General features: G+C 49.7%; 21 protein-coding genes and 1 tRNA gene. 1 reads left to right on the top strand and 21 read right to left on the bottom strand.

The genetic code is table 11. The features are described from left to right. Positions 1–29: 29 nt before the first annotated feature. The 6 genes from BGX14_RS09440 to BGX14_RS09415 all read right to left on the bottom strand — a co-directional run bounded on the left by BGX14_RS09440 (position 30) and on the right by BGX14_RS09415 (position 6366). Positions 30–749, bottom strand: a complete 720-nt coding sequence (locus BGX14_RS09440; protein ID WP_095879703.1) for a hypothetical protein — start codon at positions 747–749, stop codon at positions 30–32. A 28-nt stretch (positions 750–777) separates the two neighbouring features. Continuing rightward, positions 778–2715 carry a hypothetical protein gene (locus tag BGX14_RS09435; protein ID WP_095879702.1) on the bottom strand — a complete coding sequence of 646 codons (1938 nt, stop codon included), beginning with the start codon at positions 2713–2715 and terminating at the stop codon, positions 778–780. A gap of 9 nt (positions 2716–2724) precedes the next feature. Beyond that, entirely contained in the window at positions 2725–3492 is a 768-nt protein-coding gene (locus BGX14_RS09430) for a PASTA domain-containing protein (protein ID WP_158223285.1), read from the bottom strand. 1 nt (position 3493) lies between these two features. Then, positions 3494–4207 (bottom strand): Crp/Fnr family transcriptional regulator, encoded by a 714-nt coding sequence (locus BGX14_RS09425; RefSeq protein ID WP_095879700.1) that lies wholly within the window; start codon positions 4205–4207, stop codon positions 3494–3496. A 12-nt stretch (positions 4208–4219) separates the two neighbouring features. Next, entirely contained in the window at positions 4220–5506 is a 1287-nt protein-coding gene (locus BGX14_RS09420) for an adenylosuccinate synthase (protein WP_073304185.1), read from the bottom strand. A 131-nt stretch (positions 5507–5637) separates the two neighbouring features. Then, the gene (locus tag BGX14_RS09415; RefSeq protein WP_095879699.1) at positions 5638–6366 is read right to left on the bottom strand and encodes a YggS family pyridoxal phosphate-dependent enzyme; all 729 of its coding nucleotides are present in this window, start codon (positions 6364–6366) and stop codon (positions 5638–5640) included. A gap of 428 nt (positions 6367–6794) precedes the next feature. On the opposite strand from BGX14_RS09415, the gene BGX14_RS09410 reads away from it, so the two are divergent. Beyond that, positions 6795–8477 carry a hypothetical protein gene (locus BGX14_RS09410; RefSeq protein ID WP_095879698.1) on the top strand — a complete coding sequence of 561 codons (1683 nt, stop codon included), beginning with the start codon at positions 6795–6797 and terminating at the stop codon, positions 8475–8477. A 522-nt stretch (positions 8478–8999) separates the two neighbouring features. Here BGX14_RS09410 and BGX14_RS09405 read toward each other — a convergent pair. From BGX14_RS09405 to BGX14_RS09345, 15 genes are all read right to left on the bottom strand, one after another. Next, complete coding sequence (locus BGX14_RS09405) at positions 9000–9272, bottom strand: hypothetical protein (RefSeq protein ID WP_095879697.1); 273 nt, start codon at positions 9270–9272, stop codon at positions 9000–9002. A gap of 50 nt (positions 9273–9322) precedes the next feature. Further along, on the bottom strand, positions 9323–10129 hold the full coding sequence (locus BGX14_RS09400; protein WP_095879696.1) for a toxin-antitoxin system YwqK family antitoxin: 807 nt from the start codon (positions 10127–10129) through the stop codon (positions 9323–9325). 117 nt (positions 10130–10246) lie between these two features. Further along, the gene (locus BGX14_RS15300; RefSeq protein ID WP_143394210.1) at positions 10247–10450 is read right to left on the bottom strand and encodes a hypothetical protein; all 204 of its coding nucleotides are present in this window, start codon (positions 10448–10450) and stop codon (positions 10247–10249) included. A 115-nt stretch (positions 10451–10565) separates the two neighbouring features. Continuing rightward, positions 10566–11621 carry an IS1595 family transposase gene (locus tag BGX14_RS09395; protein ID WP_095879203.1) on the bottom strand — a complete coding sequence of 352 codons (1056 nt, stop codon included), beginning with the start codon at positions 11619–11621 and terminating at the stop codon, positions 10566–10568. 43 nt (positions 11622–11664) lie between these two features. Then, on the bottom strand, positions 11665–11859 hold the full coding sequence (locus BGX14_RS15295; protein WP_143159459.1) for a hypothetical protein: 195 nt from the start codon (positions 11857–11859) through the stop codon (positions 11665–11667). A 1-nt stretch (position 11860) separates the two neighbouring features. After that, a complete protein-coding gene (locus tag BGX14_RS09390; RefSeq protein WP_095879695.1) occupies positions 11861–12847 on the bottom strand; it encodes a hypothetical protein in 987 nt (328 codons plus the stop codon). 603 nt (positions 12848–13450) lie between these two features. Then, on the bottom strand, positions 13451–15844 hold the full coding sequence (gene lon / locus BGX14_RS09385; RefSeq protein ID WP_233126473.1) for an endopeptidase La: 2394 nt from the start codon (positions 15842–15844) through the stop codon (positions 13451–13453). Positions 15845–15854: 10 nt separating this feature from the next. Further along, positions 15855–17120, bottom strand: a complete 1266-nt coding sequence (gene clpX / locus BGX14_RS09380) for an ATP-dependent Clp protease ATP-binding subunit ClpX (protein ID WP_073305446.1) — start codon at positions 17118–17120, stop codon at positions 15855–15857. A gap of 10 nt (positions 17121–17130) precedes the next feature. After that, entirely contained in the window at positions 17131–17733 is a 603-nt protein-coding gene (locus tag BGX14_RS09375) for an ATP-dependent Clp protease proteolytic subunit (protein WP_073305448.1), read from the bottom strand. Between the two features lie 18 nt (positions 17734–17751). Next, a complete protein-coding gene (tig, locus tag BGX14_RS09370) occupies positions 17752–19011 on the bottom strand; it encodes a trigger factor (protein ID WP_095879694.1) in 1260 nt (419 codons plus the stop codon). Between the two features lie 31 nt (positions 19012–19042). Then, a tRNA-Leu gene (locus BGX14_RS09365) sits at positions 19043–19123 on the bottom strand. 192 nt (positions 19124–19315) lie between these two features. Next, on the bottom strand, positions 19316–20209 hold the full coding sequence (locus BGX14_RS09360) for a hypothetical protein (RefSeq protein ID WP_095879693.1): 894 nt from the start codon (positions 20207–20209) through the stop codon (positions 19316–19318). A gap of 117 nt (positions 20210–20326) precedes the next feature. After that, positions 20327–21199 (bottom strand): hypothetical protein, encoded by an 873-nt coding sequence (locus BGX14_RS09355; RefSeq protein WP_095879692.1) that lies wholly within the window; start codon positions 21197–21199, stop codon positions 20327–20329. Next, entirely contained in the window at positions 21196–21495 is a 300-nt protein-coding gene (locus tag BGX14_RS09350) for a hypothetical protein (protein ID WP_095879691.1), read from the bottom strand. Before BGX14_RS09350 ends, BGX14_RS09355 begins: the two co-directional genes overlap by 4 nt. Before the next feature lie 116 nt (positions 21496–21611). After that, entirely contained in the window at positions 21612–21797 is a 186-nt protein-coding gene (locus tag BGX14_RS09345; RefSeq protein WP_095879690.1) for a hypothetical protein, read from the bottom strand. Positions 21798–21814: the final 17 nt, after the last annotated feature.

The raw sequence follows: 21814 nt of genomic DNA, 5'->3' as shown, positions 1-21814 counted from the left end.
TCGGGAAAAAGGCTAATTCTGCGCAGGATTCAGAAACCCATTTTTTGATAGGATTCCGGAACAGGAACGCGCCAGATTTCATCTCCCCAACGCACGTCCGTATTGACCCGCTTGATTTTTATCGAGAGCACATTTTTGCCATTCCGAAACACGCGAGTCCATTCGGGAGCTTCGACGGAATCAAATTCCGCATAGTTCGAAAACTCCAGAGTTTCATGCGCCTGCACGATTTTGACAATGCGTCCATCCTTGTTGCGGAACGCTTCAAAGGGAATGCCCAGCCGATTTTTCCCATATAAAATTTTTCCATCCAAAGAATCCCGGAGAGAATCGACTGTTGAACCGAACGGCAGCACTTCACCCCAGAAAAGCCCCGCAATCTGGTGGATGTCCAAAAGGGGAATTCCCGCATAGCCGCCGACAAGAAAGCCCGAACCGACAGCAAAACTTTTTTGTTGAGGAAGCACTAGAGTCCACTTGGCGTCTTGCCACAAAACCGAAGCGACCCCAATGCCCATCGGACCCGAAAATTCCATTCGGTAACGTTTATAGGGAACGGCAAAAAGAACCGCCGAAAGCGTGTGCGAACCTTCGAGAGAGTCGTTGATTTCCAAAGAAAACTTGGCTTTTAAACTATCGGGCGGTGTCAATTCCAACGAAGCGGAACCCTTTGCCAAACGAGGGCCGCAACCCGACAACAGAGCGAGCGCAAATCCCAACCACAGAATTTTTCCCGAAAGCGTTTTCACCAGCGAACCACCTCAAGTCCCCGTGAAATCACTCTTTTTTCTTGTCCAGAATTTCAATTTGCTTTCTGGCATTTTCATTTTTCGGATCGATTTCCAAAATTTTGCGATAATAGTTCAAAGCCCGTTCATTCAGCGAAAGAGCTTGACAAATCGCCGCCAAATGCGCAAATATCGAAGTATCGCTGTAGAACATTTCCCGCCAAGAGGACTCCTGCTCTTCAACCCGTTCCATCAAAGCGAGCGCTTCTTGAAATTTTCCCACGCGGTAGAGCGCCCAAGCTTTGGAATCCATATAGGCGACATTGCCCGAATCCAGCCGGAGAGCTTCATCGATCAACTCACCGCCCCAGCGCAATTCTTCCGGATTGCGATTCAAATCCACCAGCGTGTAACCCAAGTGATTTTTTGCAGACGCGTCCATGGGGAAATTATGAAATAACTTTTTGAATACGACAATGGCCGAATCGACCTGCCCAAGCCCCAGCAAATTAGAACCGACGGCAAACAAGAACTGCTGCAATTCCCCGCCGACTTTTTCCGCTGTAAGATAATGCTCTGCCGCCTTTTGCCGCAAAATTTGCGCGCTGTCCCGACGAGCGGAATCCGTAGGAAACCTTTCCAAGACTTCCGCATGGAGTTGCAGCATCGTTGCGTAGATGTAATGCAAGTTCGCTATATCCAACTCCACATTTTCATCAAACCTTCTCAACTCTTCCAGATTGCCTTTTTCAATCCATTTTGCCCGGAGAGAATCCAAGCGAGAATTGCGAGCCAGGGAAGAATCCAAAAGCGCATAGGCCTTCGGGAAATTTTCCGTCGCACGATAGCGTTGCAGCAACTGATTCCGATACGACAGTTCCGGCGACTTCGCATAAGCCTTTTCTAAATAGTCCAGCGAGCGCGCCGAATCCCCGTCTTCCCAAGCATAAGCGCTCAACATAGCAAAGGAAACGGCTTCATAATTTTCCATTTGCGAAAGGCGTTCAAAATGGATTATCGACTGCTCTTTTTGGTTTTGACGCGTTTCAAAAAGTGCCAAAGACAGCAAAACGTCGCCGCGATTCGGATGGCGCTTGTAAATTTCTTTCAGGGAATCTATCGCCACATCGCCTTGCTTCATTCCCCAATGCGCCGCCACCAAAAACACAATCGAAAGCGAATCGTCCGCGACAGCCGAATCCGCCCGCAATTCTTCAACCGCCGACACCGCTTCTTCATAGCGTTTCATTTTCAACAGCAAGCGGATCCGGCGTTCCAAAAAAGAACGTTCGCCACGGGCTTCATAAACATCGCCAAAAAGATCGGCAAGGGCCGAATCCTTTTTCAATTCCGTCAAAAGCAAAGCCTGCCGCTCCAAAAGGGATTGCGGATAACCGATTTGCGGCAACAAAAGCGCATAGACCCGGGAAAGCTCTTCCCTGTTCTGGGAAATTTCCAAGAGCAAGGAATATTCATAAGCGGCGTGCAGATTCTGGTCGCTGGCATCGACGGCCTTTTTATAATACGCCAAAGCGCTGTCCAAATTCGATTGTTCGCCATAAATCCGACCGAGCAAAGCGTATTGAGAACTTGTCTGTTGTCCTTTTAAGTTCTTCGCTTTTTCGGCGAGCGAAGCGGCTTCGGCAGAAGCTCCACGAGCAACCATCAATTCCAAAACGGAAAAAGCCAAAAAACGATTTTCCGGATCCGCCGCATAGGCGTGCTGCATAAACTGTTCCGCAAGCTGATTGTCTCCGTGCGCCATCAATTCCAAAGCCCGAAGGAAGGAACCGTGCGCAATTTCCAAACGGAGCAATTCCACGCTGTCCATCTTTACCGGAAAATGGGGATTTCTCGAACGAACTGCGGAATTTTCTTCGGTCTCCGCCGTCGTCTGCCCCTGCGAAGTGGCCAACTGTTTGGAACCGCTACAAGCACACAACAGAAATCCGACAAAAGCGATTACAGCAAACTTCAGGCGAAACATCACAGCCTCTTATTCCGAAACAACCAGATTCACTCGAGCGCCGGCTGGGAGCGAAGTTTCGGCTTCGGGTTTTTGCTCCGCAACAATTCCCGACGGAGAATCCGCTTTTTTGCGGTATTCCGTTTTACCGACCACAAATCCCGCCGCACGAAGATTCGCCGCAGCAGCTTCTAAACGCAATCCGGTCACGCTCGGCAAATCGACCTTGGCGCCCTTTGGACCCGACGACAAAAAGACATCTACCGTATCGCCCTTACGAGCGAGCGAGCCTTCCGAAGGATTGGTCCGGACGACTTTTCCCTTGGCAAAATTCACATGAGGAGTGAAAAACGTTAAACCGACAACAAAACCGGCAGATTCGAGAGCTTCCGTCGCTTCCTCCCCGTTCTTGTTCAACAGATCGGGAATCGTCAATTGGTTCTTGCCGTCCGAAATCGTCAACTGAATGGTCCGCCCCGGTTTGGAAAGCTGACCTTCCGGAGGATTCTGGCGCATCACCAAGTCCGCATCATAAGCCTTGCTATATTCGCGACTTTCCGCAAAAGCAACGTGGAATCCGGCCTCTTCCGCTTGCCGAATCGCCGAAACGCTGTCCAGGCCTTCCAGCTTGGGAACGGCCAGTTCCTGAACACCGGAGCGTGCCACGATAGGCATCGCGATTTTATCGAAAACAAGCGCCAACAAGAGCAGCACAAGGACAAGCAAAAGCAGCGCATATACCCAAGGCTTCGTCCTCAGAATCCGATGAATAAAATTTTCCTTGCCGGGTTCCGCCATATTATTCCTTTGCATTGACTGCGTGCAACTTGCTCTCTTCCGAAATCACCAAATCCTTTCCCATGAGGGAAATTATCCCGTTGCTGGCTAGCGCGGAAAAAACACGGCTGACCGTTTCCCGGGTCGTTCCGGACATTTCAGCAAATTGCTGTTGCGTCGGACGGTTGCGGATAACCGTCACCATTTCACCGTTGCGCCCGCGAATCCGGACTCCGCGGTCTTCGATCAAGCTCAAAATGGTTCCGGCCACGCGGCCAAAAACAGACATCGTCGCGAGCGAACCAATCTGGCGGTTCGCATTGCGAAGGCGGCGGCACATCTGAACCAGAAGCCCTGTCGCTAGTTCCGGAGTCGTTTTCAAAAGTTCCAAGAAATGTTCACGGCGGATAATCAGAACTTTGGTCGGCTGAACCGCTTTGACCGATGCAGAACGAGGCTCGTCGTCGATCAGGGACATTTCGCCAAAAGAATCGCCCCGAGAAAGAAGCGAAAGAATCGTCTCCTTTCCATCGGGACCCGTCACATAGACTTTGACTTCACCTTCGGCAATCAAGAACAGCGCCCGAATCGATTCGTCCTTTTCGAGAATAATCGTTTCGTCCCGAACGTAGTCGTTCACAATGACCAACGACGACAACTGGGAAAGCTGCTCTTCCGTCAGTTCCGAAAACAGATCCACTCCTTTTAACAGAAGCGCGACATTACATTCCGCCATAAACCCCCTCTTTTAATCCATGTTGATGATAATACTTTCATCCCGGCGGGCGCCAATCGAAATCATCCCGATTTTCACCCCGGCAAGATTCGACATTTCTTCCAGATACTTTTTGGCGTTGGCAGGCAATTCGTCCCAGCTTTTGCACTTGGTCGTATCCTGCTTCCAACCCGGAAGCGTTTTATAAACCGGCTTGCAACGCCCCACCTTGGAAAGCTGGTTCGGGAAAATTTCCAGAATTTCGCCGTCGCATTCATAATGCGTGCAGACCTTGATTTCGTCGAACGTGTCTAGAACGTCCAGCTTGGTAATCGCAAGATGCGTAAGTCCATTGACGAGCGCCGCCTTGCGGACTACCGGAGCATCGAACCAGCCGCAGCGACGATTGCGCCCCGTCGTGGCTCCGTATTCGTTCCCGAGCTTGCGAAGCTTGTCGCCCATTTCGTCCAAAAGTTCCGTGGGGAAAGGTCCGTTGCCGACACGAGTCGTGTAAGCCTTGACCACGCCGACAACCTGATCGATTGCCGTAGGACCGACGCCGGCACCGCAGCTCGCATACCCCGCGACCGTATTGCTCGAAGTCACATAGGGATAAGTTCCCTGGTCCACGTCCAAAATCGTTCCTTGCGCGCCTTCAAAAATCAAGCGTTTGCCCTCTTTCATCGCTTTGAAAAGCACCTCGCTGACATCGCGGACAAAGGGTTTGATTTTTTGTCCCAGTTCCAGATAGTCGCGAATGACCTGCTCCGGATCGATTTCGGGCACGTCATACATCACGCGGAATTCTTCGTTGTGAACTTTCGCCATCGCTTCGACGCGGGGACGCAGTTCCCTTTCATCCATCAAATCGCCGACACGCACGCCGATACGATTTACCTTATCGCTGTAGCAAGGGCCGATGCCGCGTCCTGTTGTTCCGATGGCCGCCTTGCCCGCTTTTTTCTCTTTCGCCTTGTCCAACGCGGAGTGATACGGCAGGACCACATGAGCATTGTCCGCAATCACCAGACGTTTTTCCGGGTCGTGTACGCCCTTGGAGTGCAAGTCGTCAATTTCTTTCAAAGTCTGGACAGGATCCAGAACCACACCATTGCCGATGACGCAAAGTTTATTTTCGTGCATAATGCCCGATGGAATCAGATGGAACACGAATTTTTTGTCTCCCACTTCCACCGTATGGCCAGCATTTGCGCCGCCCTGGAAACGCACGATTACGTCTGCATCCAGCGTGAGGAAATCAACAATCTTGGCTTTACCTTCGTCCCCCCATTGGGAACCGATTACTACACGATTTGGCATAAGTCCTTCTCAAAAAAATACGAACCGCGGGAAACCGGATTTTCCGGCACCCTTTTTCGCTCACAAAATAGAAAAGAAATCGCAAAGAATTTGAAGCGCGAGCGCATTGCCCCCCATTTTGGGCAAAGGCTTTACATTTTTGTACTGTAATCCCGTTCGCCGAAAAGTGCCGTCCCAACCCGAATCATCGTCGCGCCTTCTTCGATCGCGACTTCTAAATCTCCCGTCATTCCCATGGAAAGCTGGTCAAAGGAAGCAAAAACGCCGCCGTGCGCCAAAAATTTCTGTTGCAAATGACGCAAAAAAGCAAAGCACTCCCGAGAATCTTCCGCAACGCCTGTATTTTTACCAATCGTCATGAGCCCGCGGAATCGCAAATGCGGACAAGGAACATGATTTTCCAGAGAAAGCAAAAACGGTTCCGCTTCACGGATATCCAAACCGCTCTTGGTCGCCTCTTCACCGGCGTTCACCTGAAACAGGATGTCCAATGTCTTATCCGCTTCTGCGCAAATTTTTTCGAGTTTTTCCACCGCTTCCATGCTGGCGATAGAATGGATGCAATCGGCAACGAGCGCCGCTTTTTTTAATTTGTTGCTCTGCACGGGCCCAATGATGTGGCACCGGATTTCCGGCGGGCGATCCGTGAATTTTTCCAAGGCTTCCTGCACCCGATTTTCCCCGAAATCCGTTGCCCCGAGCGCTATGGCATTTTTTACTGCCGAAAACGGATGAAACTTGGAAACCCAAATCAGCCGGACACTTTCGCGAGAGCGTTTACTTTGTGCGCAAGCATTCGCCATGCGCGCTTCCAATTTTTCATGAGCCGTACGCATTTCGTCCAAAGAAAATTCAGCCATTTTTTGCCTCTAAATTTTTGAATCCTCACCGCAGAAAATAGAAACCTTTTCCGCGCTATGGCAAGGTGAACTCAGTTATCAGTTCTCAGCTCTCAGTTCCGACTCCTAACCGCTAACTTGTTTCAGGGATACTTCAATTATGGAATCGGAAATTCCAAGTTTCAGGAATCCTTGTCGGATGCAGCCGTTTCTCCTATGAACTCTAACAACTAATAACTGACAACTAATCACTACCCCCTGACCATGGTTCGACTAGTTCGACAAGCTCACTAACCGACGGTCCCTGAGTTTATCGAAGGGCACCAACCAAGCAAATCGGACGGGATTTTGCACATAAGTTCGTTTTTTGGGGAAAATTGCAAATTGTAACAAAAAAACAGATTGTTGTTATATTTTACACAATTCAAAACAACTTCAAAGGAGAGAATATGAAAATCTTCACCTGGAAAAAAGCCGCCGCGGGCGCCGCTCTTTTGAGCCTTTTCGCCTGCGGAGACGACAGCAGCTCCAGCAGCAAGACCCCGGAAGTCTTCGGTACCAAGGACGACCTGCCCGAGTGCACCGAGAAAATCGCCGGGGACACCCTCTACGTGGAAAGCGATTCCGCGGACTACTTTTGCGATGACGGCGAATGGGTAATCGTCGGCGACACGACGGCGACGGACACCACTGCAAACGACACGACCGCAGTTTCCTCTTCGTCGGGAAAGCCGAGCAGCTCCAGCGCTATCGTTTCCAGCAGTTCGGCAATCCCCAAGGAAGTCGTTTTGGCGTGCCCAGACACCCTCACGGGAAGCTCGATTTACGTTGATGGCGATTCGCTGGTTTTAGAGAGTTTTCATCAATTCGAATTTGCGGCATATACCGGCAACGCCATCCTATTGGACGAAGAGTATCAGATGACACGACTGCAAATACCTGTGATAAATTCCATGTATGGCGATACCGCAATTATTTGCAGCGGTGGCATGGGGGATTCGGCCATGTGTGCCATGACTAAAAAGGGTGGGCGCTTTTCTGCCGGCATCGACTCCGCCAAAGCCTATGGTCCTTGGCTGGTTATACGTTTAAAGATGCCAAACACCCCGGAGAACAGAAAGGAAATTCTGAATTACGCAGACAGCAAGGATGTGGAACTTTGCGCCACGTACTGGGTGAATCTGTACGGCTGCCTGGGTCAAAACGGCACCGATGTATATGGCAAACTGCGAACGGAAGGTTATGGCGATGCCAGCGCCGATCTAGAGATGCAATTCGAATTTGGCGGCAAAGCCAAATACAGCGCGGATTCCGCCGCCGCCCTTGAAATCGCTTTGGCGGATATCGAGGCAGCCATTGAAAGCAACAATTGGACAAAAGTCGCCGCACTTACCGGACTCAAGTCCTCGGACCCCTATATGGAGTTGTTCAAAATCGCTTCTATAAAAGGCTCCGTTTATGGCAGCGGCGATGTATACGTATCTTTCTCCGCCAAGGATTACTCGAATCGATCTATGATGGAATCCCTCCTCCAGTCCGACTGCAAGGACATCGACAACCACTGGATTACCAAGATCCCGCTGGACCTTTCGGCGGTCAGCAGCTCGAGTGCCAAATCTTCGAGCAGCAGCGCGAAATCCTCTTCGTCGGTAGCGTCTAGCAGCTCCGCCGTTTCCAGTTCTTCCGCTGTTTCTTCCAGCAGCGAACAGTCCTCGTCCTCTGTTTCCAGTTCCAGCGTCGCTTCGAGCAGCTCCGCGGAGTCCAGCTCTTCGGCGGAATCCTCCAGCAGCGAGTCTTCCAGCTCTTCCGCACCGACAGTTTTCAATGACGAGAACCTGGACTTTTTGGCGGCTCTCGCCACCTTCACGAAAGACGAGGGCGCATCCAGCTTGGGCACCACGGTATGGACGGCGCAACGAACGTTCTTATCAACCCAGGAGACAAAGTTGAAAGCCTTCGCCAATTCCTTGTTTTCGGGATTGAGCGATGCGGGCTATACATTGGTATCCGGCAGCACCACCAGAACGTATAGATTGCAGAAAGGCGGCTCGACGTATGATGTGACTATCAAGTCGTCAAGCGATTTGAAACGGACCTCCGTCAACATTACCGCCAAGAAAATCGAAAGCTAGTCCGCTCGGAAATCCCTTCCAAAATTTCAAGGCTGCCTGCGGGCAGCCTTTTTCTAGCGCGGAAAACGGCAAGTGCAAGAGAAGCGGCGGCACAAGGAAGGACGCTCTCCCGACCGTACAAAAATCTGGAGGTATGAGGAAGAATTTTAAGCCAAATCAGACACTCCACTCCCCCGCGGGAAAGCAATGCCAAGCGGCAGGCTTTGCACAATTCGTCTAAGGGAACAAGTTCCCAAGACCCATGAATCTTGGGCTCTTTGAGCACTTAGATGAATTGTGCATAGCCTCATGGGGGATGCCGCTTCTCCCGAGTCAATCTCGCCACCAGCGAAAAGTTTGCATTTTTTTTGCATTTCATAAAAGGCTTGCAGGCAGAAGAACTTGACATTTGATACAGGAGAAGCGGCTTCTAGCCGCTTTAAATCTGGCATTGCAAGTAGGCCGGTAGTTCCGTAGAAGCCTTCTAATTTGTACTCCTAGGAATCTAGAACGAACCGTGAAATTATAAAAATAAGGATGTACTTAGCCTTCCTTTTTGTCATTCAATTTTTTCCGAAAATCCTCTTCCAAAAGTTGTTTGTTGTATGCTTTGCATTGGAAAAAGGCCATCAAAGCCCAAATGGGACCGCAGAGCCAAACATAGAATATTTTATCGCTGCCCCACACATTAGCTACTACTACATACAAAATAACGAGGAATACGGCGCCAGGCCAACCATGGCAATACAAGCTGCCAATGGGCGCAAAGAAGAGATTTAAAAGGCTTGCAATGCCGACGGATTTTCTTTTTTTCATAAGTTTACTCCTTGAAGTTGAGTGATTGTTAAACGTGATTTTTGATTTGCCTAATCGCATTTCATGTTCTCAGTTCCGGTTTTTTGAACTTTTCCGTTTTTGGAAAAACATTTTTTTTCGGAGACCACTTCCCCGTCTTCGTATGTAACGGTGCTCTTTATTTTTCCATTGGGATAAAATTCTTTGACCGTGCCGTCTAATTCTCCGTTTTTATAATTAGCGGTGCTATATATTTTATTTACCCCTATATTAATTTTATCATTCTCCTCTATATTACCGTCATAGCAAGGGTAGTAAAATTCCGTTTTACTATGAATAGTTCCGTTTTTATACAAAGTCTGGCTGATTGAAAAAATTTTCTCTTTGTATTTTTCTATGCAGTTGCATTTTTTTTCAGCATTCTCTACACATTGAAAACTAAGGCAACCATAAGATGTTTTGCACCCATCCCCCCCAAAAAAGCCATGATAATTAAGTTTATCTGAATAATTCCCGTATTGAATTTTCTTTTGTATTACCCCATTCTTATAAATCGATTCGTTGACTTTATTGCCATATTCATCATATTCAAAAGCCGATCCATTCAACTTACTCGCAGAAAAAGATCGCTCTAGCAGCAACCAACCTTCCGCTGCATATATTTTCTCTTTGCCCTCCTTAACACCATTTTTGTACGAAACAGTCCGTCTCAAATTACCGTCTGCATCGTAAATTTTTTCATGCAATTTTCCATTTTTTTGATTACGATAAATGTTGAATCTAAGTTTAGGGCTGTAATATGTATCCATGACTTTTAGGGAGTCTTCACCGAAAGCGAATCCCGTAACAGGGTTGTATTCGTCTTTAATATTCTGCACAAATTGAAATAGGCAAACTTCTGGTGAAAAGAATCCTATTTCGTCGCGGAATCTTCTTGCAAGAGAATCCCTTTTTTGACCTGTAGCAACAGACCATTTTTCTTTTGCAATGGAATCCTATTCATCTTGAGAAAATTTGTTTTGAATTTCATCACATTTCCAAAAAACCGAACGCCCCAGCCACAATGCACAAGGATGGAAATCCGGAGGAATGCACTTGGATTCCTCTTGATTTAAATCCAAAGGCTCTGTTCGCCCATTGTATTGCTCGACCCCGTCGCATTGCGACGGGTAGGGCGTAGATTGAACAGAACATTTCATCAGGAAAGACTTGAACAGCCCCGCTGCTGCGGGGCTGTTCCTTTTTCAACAGATTTCAGACGGTAGTGAATACGACCGGACATGTTTTTCATGCAAGAGCAGGCATCGGGAAAGCCTACGCGGCAACGGGGATGGCGGGGCGGAGCATATAGGAGCGCTTCGTGCCCGAGTAACGGGCGCGTGCGTTGTGCCTTTGCCAGACTTTCTCGAGGAAGTCGTCGTCTCCCTCGGCAATGTGCGTCAGGTTGAACCATACGAGATAGTTGTTCAGGTATTTCGTGGCGACACCGGTAAAGTGGCCGATGAACTTTTTCAGGCGGCTGTGGTAGGAGTTCACTCGCTGGATGTTGAATGCCCCTTTGACGTGCTTCCCGGAGTCTATCTGGACCAGTTCCAGGCCGTTCCTGTCGGCGAAGTCGACGTAGGCCGAGTTCTTGTCGGTGCAGAGGACGGAACCCTCGGATATGCGGCCGTCCAGCAGCCGCGATATGTCGGCGCACGACGCCTTTCCGAGGTTGGTTATGGAGGCGATGGAGAGCCCGCTTCCGTTCACCGCGCATTCGACGCACACCTTCTCGCTTGAAAGGCCTCTCTTCGAGGCGGGCGTGCCGCGGTGGTGCGGCATCCTCGGCAACGTGAAACGGACAGACCTGCTGTGGTTCCCCTTGAAGGATATGGCGAAGAAGGTCCCGTCAGCCTGGGCCACGCCGTCAAGGGTTACCGAATCCTGCATGCTCTGCAGCGCGTCAAGAATCTTGTGCCTCATGTAGAAGGCGTTCGCGACGCCCATGCCGCAGCTTCCGGCGGTCTCGCGCACGAACATGCCCCGCATCATGCAGTGGACGTATTGCAGGTAGGTCGATAGCGGCTTCTTGGCCGAACGGAACACGGTTCCCGTGGACGCACCGAAGGTCTTCCCGCAGTCCTTGCAGAGATAGCGCTGCTTGCCGTCCTTGTGGCCGTTCCGCTTCACGCTCTCCGAGCCGCAGTGGACGCAGCAGGGTATCTTGCCCCCGAAACGAAGTTCGGTGAGGAACGAGTCGATGTCGCCTGCCCCCGGTATGTCGACCGAGTCGAGCACCTTCCTGCCGTAGACCAGGCGGGCGAAAACCTTCCGCTCGGCCGGGGAGAGTTCCCTGTACATTTGGTATACTACGTTGACGGTTGCCATTCTTGTTCCTCACGAACAAATATAGAGACCCCACAATGTCATTTTATGACAGATTTAAGGAGTTTAGCAACACTTTGGGAGAACAGAGCCAATCCAAAACACTATCCTGTTGGCTAGGAGATGCTTCCGAGACCTCTTCTTGCGAAGTGTTCGGTGCGGCTTCATCAACGTCGGCCACTGCATAAACGGCTGCCAGTGTCAAAACAGAAAGAAAAACCTTCATCTTAATTTTCCCCATTTTATTTCTCCCTTGTCGCCATCATCGACTTGTATAGCAGTTCTTTCAGGTCATCGGCAAACAGAATTTTCACGTTGCTTTCGCGGGCTTTTTCCGCCAATTCCGAATTGTTTTCTTTGGAAGCTTTGGTCAAAACCACCCATTTTTCAATAAGGCGCAGGTTCTCGGAGTGCCAATCCGCATAAGCGTCGGATTTGTTTATCTGCTCCACAGGGTATGAACTGCTTTTTCCCTCGTAATCTTTGACTTGGATAGCGACTGCATACATGGAGTCGTCCAACGGGCTCGGAATTTTCACCAAAATATCCGCCCCGTGATTTTTTTCCGACACGCCGCCGCAACGCTCCACAATATAGTTGGGATAAATTCGCTGCAAGCATTCCGTCAAAACAAATTCCCAATCGCTCTCGGAAAATTTTTCATTAAAATTTTCGAATAAATCATGGACGAAGCTTTCTTTATGAACGCCGATGACAGAAGATATGGCGGCATCGATTCTTTCGACATAGTTGAATTTTCTCAGGTTTTCATCCGTCTTCTGGTTTCGCAATTCTTCAATATTTTCTGCACAATGGTCCATATTCCAAAATCGCATCGGAGTCCGCAAGGAGCTTCGCAAATCGCCGCTGACAAGAGCGTTATTCCGAACGAACCAGTTTTCGCATTTCTTGACCGGGAAAACATGGCCAAAATCACCGAAATCATTATTCCTGTCAAAACGGTAGCCGGAGTCGAAATCTTCAGCCGCTTCGACAATGGCAACCGTTCCGTATCCCTTGATGTCGGGCACAAGCAGAATGTCGCCCTTTTTCACATTTTTCTTGATGCTCAGATTGCGGCGAGCGCTGCCTTCCACATTCGGGTTGTTTAAATTCTGGCACTCTTCATACCCCCAGCCTTGACGAAGATTCCCTTTTTCAAGTTCCTCCGCCAGGAATTCTCTCTGCCTAGCGCTCGTGTCTATTCTAAAACCCCAGTATCTTTTCATTTTTTGCCTCGCTGTTTGAAAATTTTTCGTCCTTTTAGGCAAGCTCAAGCGGACTTGCAACGGCAACGCACAAAAAAAGGCGTGGCGTCGTTGGATCCGAAGCAGAGGCCCTAGACAAAGCCTGTTCATGAATCTACAAACGACCCACGCCCCAGCGGGGGCGTGAGCATCTGCATCTTATTCTCATGAACTAAAAGAAATTGTCTAGGTTTCTGCGTCAAGAACAAGAGCGTTGCTCTACGAAAATGTTATTTCAGCTTCTATGTACTTATAAAAACTCCATTGGTTACGAGTCAAATTTATACAAATTCATAAAAGATGTCAATTTTTCAAAGAAAAGCGACCCTTATTCTTATTTTTCGAGTTTTTCTTCAAAATGTGACATTTTTTACGACGTGAACTCTTCTCGCGGGCTACAAGATTCTTTGCTCCCATAAGGCTTTGCCGGCCATTCCTGTACAGGAATGAATTATTTTGTGCAAAAAAAATGATGGAAAATATCGGTCAAAGAATCCCTATCCGAATCCGAACGCAATGAAAGACCGAAGAAGCCTCCGCCAAGGTCTGCGGAGCGGAAGGAGAACCTATTCGTCCTTTCTTCTGCTAATCCTTTTTCGCTTTCGCCGCCGTCTTCTTTTTCGCCTGCGGGAAAAGAATCGCAATCAATTCGTCGATGTGTTCTTTCGTGTGGATTTTCAATCCTTTCTTTGCCGGTGCGGGCAATTCGACCACATCTTTCTCGTTCTGCGTGGGAAGATAGAGCGTCTTCACGCCCGCATCCAGAGCGGCGAGTGCTTTTTCGTTCAGCCCGCCAATCGGCAGCAAATCGCCCGAAAGACTGACTTCACCGGTAAAGGCGATGTCCGGCGAGACCGGAGTCCGGGTAAACGCCGAAAGAAGCGAAAGCGTAAGAGCGATTCCCGCCGAAGGTCCGTCCTTGGGAACAGCGCCTTCGGGAACGTGAATGTGAATATCCGTTTTGCGGACTATCGCCGGATCCACGCCGAATCGCTGCAACCTTTCGCGCACCAGACTGAGCGCAATCTGTGCGGATTCCTTCATCACATCGCCGAGCTTTCCGGTGAGCAGCAAATGCCCGCGTCCCGAAAGCAGCTTGGTTTCAATCAAAAGGATTTCGCCGCCGACAGAAGTCCACGCCAATCCCGTGATGACACCGCAATGTCCCGGTTTCGGCAAGCGGTTTCCCATAAAGCGAGGAACGCCCAGATATTTTTCGACGAGCTTCGGCGTCAATTTCAACTTGCCCGATTTTCCCATCAAGGTTTCTTTGACCCTTTTGCGGACAATCGTTTCCAACTGCCGTTCCAATTCGCGAACCCCCGCTTCCCGAGTGTATTCCCGAAGAACGGTCTTTATCGAGTCGTCGTCAAAATCGACGGCATCCTTACCCGTCATGCCGCAATTTTTTAAGACCTTCGGAATGAGATAATCTTTGGCAATCAGAAGTTTTTCATGCGGATAATATCCCGGCAAGCGCACCACTTCCATCCGGTCTTCCAGGGGCGCAGGGATGGACTCTTCGGAATTCGCCGTGGCAATAAACAGCACCTTGGAAAAATCGAACCCGACTTCCATAAAGTGGTCCGTAAAATCGGCATTGAGTTCCGGGTCGAGGATTTCGAGCATGGCACTCGCCGGATCCCCGCGGTAATCGTTTCCCATTTTGTCGATTTCATCGAGAAGAATCACCGGGTTCATGCACTTGGCATGGCGAAGCGCCTGGATAAAGCGTCCCGGCATGGATCCGATGTATGTGCGACGGTGCCCACGAATTTCCGCTTCGTCCTGAACGCCGCCCAAAGTGACCCGCGCATAGTTCCTGCCGAGCGATTCCGCAATAGAGCGCACAAGGGTCGTTTTTCCAACGCCCGGAGGCCCGACCAAGCAAATGATGGGAGCTTTGTTTTCGGCCTTTGTCTGCTTTAAAACTGCGACATATTCCAAAATGCGGTCTTTGACTTTTTCCAGACCGTAATGGTCCGAGTCCAATTTTTTCTTGACCTTGCGCAAGTCCAAAGCCGAGTCCGTATAAATTCCGTAAGGCATCGCAAGGAACCAGTCGATGTAGTTCCGGGAGACGGCATATTCCGGGCTGGCCGGCTGCATTTGCCGCATCCGTCCCAGTTCCTCGTCCAGTTTTTCTTGAATCGCCGGGGAAAAATGCTTGTCCTTGATTTTTTGTGCAAGCTTTTCCACTTCATCGATTTCGCCGTCCGTGATTTCCCTTTGCAGCATCCGGATCTGTTCGCTGATAAACCAGTCTTTCTGATTCTGCTGCATCTTGAGCTGAACATCGTCACGAACGTGTTCGACAACGCTTTCCACTTCGAGGGCCGCTTGCAGATACGCCGAGATGGTCCGTCCCAAATCATCCAACGTCTTCTGTTCCAAAGCCTTCTGTTCCTGCTCCGATGAAATCCGAATAAAGGGCAGCATCGACATGTACATTTCGTATGGCTCTTTCTTCGACTTCACATCCGCGACAATATCCGGCGATATATTTTGTACGCGGGCATACTGTTCAAAAAGGCGGATGGTTTCGGTAACAATCATCTGCAACAGGACGTCATTGATCGTCGCATAATGGCGAAGGGAAATTTTTGAAGAAAAATATTTTCCCTTGGACATTTCCGGATTCACCAGATCCACGACGACAACGCCTTCCAAAAGGACTCTCCAGCAACCATTGGGAAGCGGCATCACCGACTGAACATGGGCAAGAACGCCTACGGAAGGCAAATCCTTTACGGAAATTTCTTCTTTTTCCGGATCCGGCTGCAAAGCCAGCAGAATCAGATCGTGAAATTCACGGGATGCCTGCAAAGCGTTCTGGGAAATTTCCCTGCCGACGAGAACCCGCGTCGAAGCTCCCGGCGTCACCAACGCGTCGCGAAGCGGCAACAGCGGAAATCTCCGGGAAAGATCCAGTGCAATTGTTTCCAGCAAATTTTCTGTATCGATTGTCGTTTTTTTCAAAACCAATTCCTTAGGCGACGTTCGATTTGCCGCCCTGAGAAAGAGCATCTTTTACAAGAGCCGCATCCACAACCAGCGATTTCGTCTTGGAACCGGGCAATTCATACATGGACTTTTGAAGCACACGTTCTACAACAGAACGCAATCCGCGAGCGCCCGTTTTCCGTTCCATCGTACACGAAACGATTTCCGCAATACCGTCGTCCGTAAAAGACAATTCGATTCCGTCCATCTTGAAGAGCTTCGTGTACTGCTTGATAATCGCATTTTTCGGTTCGGTCAAAATCCGTTTTAACGCATCGGCATCCAGTTCTTCCAAAGAAACCACAATGGGCAAGCGTCCGACCAGTTCGGGAATCAGTCCGAAGCGGATCAAATCATCCGGTTCCAGCAATTTGAACAATCGGGAAAGCGAGTTGTCTTTTTCCGAACGGATGTCCGCGCCAAAACCCATACCGCCTTGATTTACACGGTGAGCGATAATCTTGTCGAGGGTTTCAAACGCGCCGCCGCAAATGAAAAGGATGTTCCGGGTGTTGATTTGCACCAGACTCTGTTCTGGATGTTTGCGCCCGCCTTTCGGAGGAACCTGCGCCGTCGTACCTTCCAAAATTTTGAGAAGCCCCTGCTGCACGCCTTCGCCGGAGACATCCCGGGTGATGGAAGGATTCGCCGTCTTCCGGGCGATTTTATCGATTTCGTCGATAAAGATGATTCCGCGTTCGGCGCGGGCGACGTCATAATCCGCAGCCTGCAAAAGACGCACCAAAATGTTTTCCACATCTTCGCCGACATAGCCCGCTTCCGTTAAAACCGTAGCGTCCGCAATGGAAAACGGCACATTCAAAAAACGGGCAAGGGTTTGCGCAAGAAGCGTCTTGCCGCTTCCGGTCGGACCGACCAGCAGCAAATTCGACTTTTCCACTTCCACGCCGTCCGATTTTTTTTCACCCGCATTGGCGTCCTGAAAACGCAAACGCTTGTAGTGATTGTAAACGGCAACAGAAAGAGCCATCTTGGCGTCGTCCTGCCCGATGACAAAATCGTCCAGATGGGCTTTCAGCTCCTTGGGAGTCGGCAAAGCGGTCTGCTCTTCCGCGGGTTTGGCCTTGGCCGCTTCCTTGGCGACGTCGTTTAACAAAAGATTGTAACAGGCCGCAACGCAGTCATTGCAAATGTGGACGTTTGCGCCCGAAATCATCTTGGCGGCACGTTCTGCGGGCTTGCCGCAAAAACTGCAAGATATCTGGGTATGATTCCTTCCGTTTTTATACATCTGGGCAACCTTAAACTTTGGCGTTCGGAAGATTCTTGTGCGGCTTGAAAATTTCGTCGATAACGCCAAATTCCAACGCCTCTTCCGCCGTCAAGAAGAAGTCGCGCTCGGTTTTTTCGCGCACGTCTTCAATGGAACGCCCGGTATGTTCCGCAATGATTTTCGAAAGCATTTCCCGCGTCCGCACCAATTCCTTGGCATGCACCTGGATATCCGTCGATTGGCCGGTAACGGCGCCCGAAGGCTGGTGCAGCATAATTCTGGAATGCGGAAGGGCATAGCGTTTGCCCTTGGTTCCCGCCGCCAAAAGAATCGCCGCCATCGAAATGCTGTCGCCCACGCAAATCGTCGCCACGTTCGGACGAATGTGCTGCATAGTGTCGTAAATCGCAAGACCCGCCGAGACGTAGCCGCCGGGACTGTTGATGTACAAAGTAATGTCCTTCTCGGGATTTTCATATTCCAAGAAGATCATCTGCGCCATGACATTGTTTGCCACTTCATCGTTTATCGGCGTTCCCAAGAAAATGATTCTTTCCTTGAGAAGGCGCGAATAGATGTCGTAGGCGCGTTCACCGTGGCCAGTGTTTTCAATGATGGTAGGAATGACCATGACTTCCCCTAAAAAAGGTTACTTGGCTTCTTCTGCCGCAGCCGGTTTAATGCCGACGATAAGGTCGGAAGCCATTTCAATGCGAAGTTCTTCGCGCAGAGAATTGATTCTGCCGGACTGGCGGAGGTGGTCTTTCAAAGCCTTGGCTTCTACACCGTAGGAAGCTGCCATTTCCGCGATATGGGCATCGACAACCGCCTGCGTCGGTTTGAGTTTTTCCTTGTTGGCGATGAATTCCAAAATGAAGTGCTTCTTGATTTCGCGGACGGCTTCGGGTTCCAAAGACTTCAGCTGTTCTTCCGTCGGTTCCACATTTTCGTCCGCACCGGAACTGCGGCGGAGCGTGTACTTAATCAGATCGACGACTCGGGAATGGGCGACATCGAACGGATTCGCTTCGATCAACTTGTCGATGGCTTCGTTCACCGCTTTCGCCTTCGCCGACGCCTTCTTGCCGTTGAGAATGCTCTTCTGGAGATTGTCCTTCAATTCGGCTTCGTCTTTCACGCCGATCTGCTTAAAGAATTCTTCGTCCATTTTCGGAGCGTGGATTTCACGGACATCGGTCACTTCGACTTTAAAATCCGCCTTCTTGCCGCGATACTGTTCGTCCTTGTGATCCGCCGGATAGACAAAGTGGATTTCCTTGACATCGCCCTTCTTGGATGCGGTCAGGCCTTCGTCAAATCCGGGAGAGGCCGATTCGCCGAGCAGCGAGCGGAATTCGCGATTTTCGGGAATCTCCTTGCTTTCTCCGTCAATCACGACTTCCAGATAGTTGCCGACGACCACGTCGCCCTTCTTAGCTTCACGGTCCACCGATTCGGCGGTGGAATACATCTGGAGCACCCGCTTCATTTCATCGTTCACTTCGTCTTCGGAAATGGCGACGTCCGGAACGGTAATTCCCAAATTGTCGTAGTCCTTCACTTCGATAACCGGATCGACTTCCACGACGGCGGTAAAGGAAATGTCCGCGGTCTTGTCGTCCTTGAAATTTTCCACTTTCACGCGAGAAACCGGAATGATATTCGCTTTCTTGAGTTCTTCGCTCAACGTGGCATTCATCACTTCTTCAACGACTTCGCTGCGAATCGCGTCGCCAAAACGAGCAACGATGATTTGACGGGGAACCGCTCCCGCGCGGAATCCTTTCAACTGGACTTCCTTGCGGTATTCCGTGACTTTTTTGTCGAACGGCTTTGTCAAAGCGTCCTGAGGAATCGTGATGTCAATGTTTCGCACCGTAGAGCTGATTTCTTTAATCGAAGCGGCCATGTTATCTCCATGAAAAAAACGTGAAAAAAGATGCGAGGGGTGGGACTTGAACCCACACACAAGAAGTACCAGATCCTAAGTCTGGCGCGTCTACCAATTCCGCCACTCTCGCGTATTCGGATGCCAAAGATAGAAAAAAGATGGGGAAAGCGTCTCAATGGGCGGCGCACAAAGCGCAGGAAAAGGGCATTCTGGAAAAACCGGAAATTTCGGGGCCCCAAAACCGACGGAACGATGACAACTTGCGACGGATTTTCCCGCCGTCTTTCACACGGAAAAATCCCGTTCGTCCACTAAAAAATCATTACCGCAAAAGATACGCCTTCCCTTGGACTCGCAAGACCGCCGGGACGCGTTCCACGGTGAAAGCTTCGCCATTCCACGTTTCCCTCTGGAGCAAATTCCCGTTCAAGTCGAAGACTTTGTATACCGAGCCGACCGCCAACCCGTCGAGGGAAAAAGTCCGCGGCGCAATTTGGCGAAGCCCTACCGAGAAAAAAACGCGCGGTTGCGGAACAGCCGTAAACGAACCGTCACAAGTTCCCAAGGAACCGATTTTCGTCAACTTGAAGTTTCCTGTCGCCCCGGAATTCCCTAAGAAGAGAAGTTGCACAGCACCGACATCCAGCAGGCATTCTTCTATCGTTTCAAACGGATTGAACATCGAGTCATACCACGAAAATTTTCTCCATGGGATATTCACGACGGAAAGCGAATCGGATGCAGCCACTGATACGAACAAGTCCAATGTCAATGGATTATCCCTGCGCAACCGAATTCCAACGTCCGATGTCGCGGAATATTCCAGACACAATCCGTTCCATGCGGAAACATCCACCCCTTGTTGATTCTCATCCCAAGTGTTGAACCCGATGCCGACGCTGCAGCTGTACTTTTGGCCATCGCTTACACATTGCTCTCCCAAGGCAAATTCGCCAAAGATGCTTCCGTAAGCCCGCGTGAGCGGCCCGAAGATATCTCCGTTAACATCTTCTTCAATGTCGGATGGCCAAATCCAAGTGGAAGTCCCCCCGTCAACGCCGTCGTCAAACGCATACCAATAACCGGAAGTTTCATCCGTCGAACCGGTGATGACGCGCCCCGAATCCACGATAGCATCCCAAAGAAAAGCGGAACTGACTTCGCGAGCAAACAAAACCGACGGGACAAGCAAAAAAATCGGCGCAACAAGTTTCATTTTTCCTCCATGTTGAAGTAAGCGACGGTCGTTTCCGTCTCCGGTGCAAAGGGGACTGCGTAAAGGGACGCGTATTGGTGAACTGTGATACCGTTCGGCCAATTTGAAAATCCATCATTACTGCAAAAGATAGGCCTTGCTGCGGACTTGCAAAACCGCCGGGACGCGTTCCACGGCGAAAGCTTCGCCATTCCACGTTTCCCTCTGGAGCAAATTCCCGTTCAAGTCGAAGACTTTGTATACCGAGCCGACCGCCAACCCGTCGAGGGAAAAGCGGTTCGGAGAGAGCTTGGAAATTCGGAACGAAGGCGACAATTTGGTCGGGCGGAATCCGGTCGTCTGCATCAGACTTGAAACGGATTTTGGCAAGGAATAATACTGCCAGTCATAAGGACTTATTAAACGGCATTTTTTTTCTGTATTTGGAATAACCTCGTCTTTAGATATTCCACCCGTTTGCAAAGATCCCATTCCAGATTCGTTATAACAATCTCCGTCCTCCCAATCCGCCGTGGTGTCGCCGGATAGCATGAATTCAAACACGATGTGCCGGATAATCGAATCCGCCTCCGCCCACGGCATATTCAAGAATCCACACTCGTGGTACATCTTGAATTCATCGATGATGACTCTCGTCATCGAAAATTTTTTTTCACTCCCAATTTTTCGCCAAAATTGCCAGCTGGGATAAAGGCTATCCCCTCCCATCTCTTGAGCAAAGGTATGGGTAATTGCCACGGAAGAATCTATACGGGAAAAATAGGCTCCCCCACCATCGAAAGTAAAACGATCCATACAAATCAAATTCCAATCCGGCTCGTAGGTCAAAACGCATTCCGAGTCGCACCATTCCGGAGGAGATTCGTAATCCTCCATTTCAAAACGGGGGTAATGCTCCGAAAAGGTGATTGCATTAAATGTAAAACCATCTTTCTCGGCGAAACCTATAGAGAAGATTCCCAAGGCAAGCATTGCTGCGGTTCTTTTCATTTTTCCTCCATGTTGAAATAAGCTATGGTCGTTTCCGTAGCTGGGGCAAAGGGGACGGCGTAAAGGGACGCAAACTGGTGAACCGTGATGCCGTTCCCGACAAAACGCCCGTAAATCTCTTTCTTCGCCTGACCGAGAACAAGCTTTGCCTTGGGCGCGAAAATCGTTCCCGCCCATTCGCCTTCAATAAATAAGGGATTGTTCCCCTGCTCATCAAACGTCTCTATCCGAACGGGATTTTGGGCGAGCAAAAAGCTCGTCAAAACACAAAGGAAAAAACAAAAGCGTTTCGTCATCCATAACTCCAACAAAAAATTACAATTCTATAACAAAATATAATTTTCACCATCAATCTAGGCAAGTCTTTTTTGCCGATTTATGCATAAAAAATAAATTTTACTTACCAAATCGGTTATGTCTCCACGAATATCTTCTTCGATGTCGGATGGCCAAATCCAAGTGGAAGTCCCCCGTAAATACCATCGTCAAACACATACCAGTAATCGGAAGTTTCGTCCGTCGAACCGGTGATGACACGCCCCGTCGTATCGACTGCGGCATCCCAAAGAAAAGCGGAACTGACTTCGCGGGCAAACAAAGCTGACGGAATAAGCA

This window comes from Fibrobacter sp. UWS1 (assembly GCF_002300445.1).
Taxonomy (GTDB): Bacteria; Fibrobacterota; Fibrobacteria; order Fibrobacterales; family Fibrobacteraceae; genus Hallerella; species Hallerella intestinalis.
Note: the sequence above shows the minus strand (reverse complement) of the source record. Positions and strands in the feature narration are given on the sequence as shown.

Bases quoted from the DNA above. Each gene is read 5' to 3' on its own strand.
- BGX14_RS09435 (WP_095879702.1), bottom strand. From the start codon at position 2,715: ATGTTTCGCCTGAAGTTTGCTGTAATCGCTTTTGTCGGATTTCTGTTG.
- BGX14_RS09430 (WP_158223285.1), bottom strand. From the start codon at position 3,492: ATGGCGGAACCCGGCAAGGAAAATTTTATTCATCGGATTCTGAGGACG.
- BGX14_RS09425 (WP_095879700.1), bottom strand. From the start codon at position 4,207: ATGGCGGAATGTAATGTCGCGCTTCTGTTAAAAGGAGTGGATCTGTTT.
- BGX14_RS09420 (WP_073304185.1), bottom strand. From the start codon at position 5,506: ATGCCAAATCGTGTAGTAATCGGTTCCCAATGGGGGGACGAAGGTAAA.
- BGX14_RS09415 (WP_095879699.1), bottom strand. From the start codon at position 6,366: ATGGCTGAATTTTCTTTGGACGAAATGCGTACGGCTCATGAAAAATTG.
- BGX14_RS09410 (WP_095879698.1), top strand. From the start codon at position 6,795: ATGAAAATCTTCACCTGGAAAAAAGCCGCCGCGGGCGCCGCTCTTTTG.
- BGX14_RS09405 (WP_095879697.1), bottom strand. From the start codon at position 9,272: ATGAAAAAAAGAAAATCCGTCGGCATTGCAAGCCTTTTAAATCTCTTC.
- BGX14_RS15300 (WP_143394210.1), bottom strand. From the start codon at position 10,450: ATGAAATGTTCTGTTCAATCTACGCCCTACCCGTCGCAATGCGACGGG.
- BGX14_RS09395 (WP_095879203.1), bottom strand. From the start codon at position 11,621: ATGGCAACCGTCAACGTAGTATACCAAATGTACAGGGAACTCTCCCCG.
- BGX14_RS15295 (WP_143159459.1), bottom strand. From the start codon at position 11,859: ATGGGGAAAATTAAGATGAAGGTTTTTCTTTCTGTTTTGACACTGGCA.
- BGX14_RS09390 (WP_095879695.1), bottom strand. From the start codon at position 12,847: ATGAAAAGATACTGGGGTTTTAGAATAGACACGAGCGCTAGGCAGAGA.
- clpX (WP_073305446.1), bottom strand. From the start codon at position 17,120: ATGTATAAAAACGGAAGGAATCATACCCAGATATCTTGCAGTTTTTGC.
- BGX14_RS09375 (WP_073305448.1), bottom strand. From the start codon at position 17,733: ATGGTCATTCCTACCATCATTGAAAACACTGGCCACGGTGAACGCGCC.
- tig (WP_095879694.1), bottom strand. From the start codon at position 19,011: ATGGCCGCTTCGATTAAAGAAATCAGCTCTACGGTGCGAAACATTGAC.
- BGX14_RS09360 (WP_095879693.1), bottom strand. From the start codon at position 20,209: ATGAAACTTGTTGCGCCGATTTTTTTGCTTGTCCCGTCGGTTTTGTTT.
- BGX14_RS09355 (WP_095879692.1), bottom strand. From the start codon at position 21,199: ATGAAAAGAACCGCAGCAATGCTTGCCTTGGGAATCTTCTCTATAGGT.
- BGX14_RS09350 (WP_095879691.1), bottom strand. From the start codon at position 21,495: ATGACGAAACGCTTTTGTTTTTTCCTTTGTGTTTTGACGAGCTTTTTG.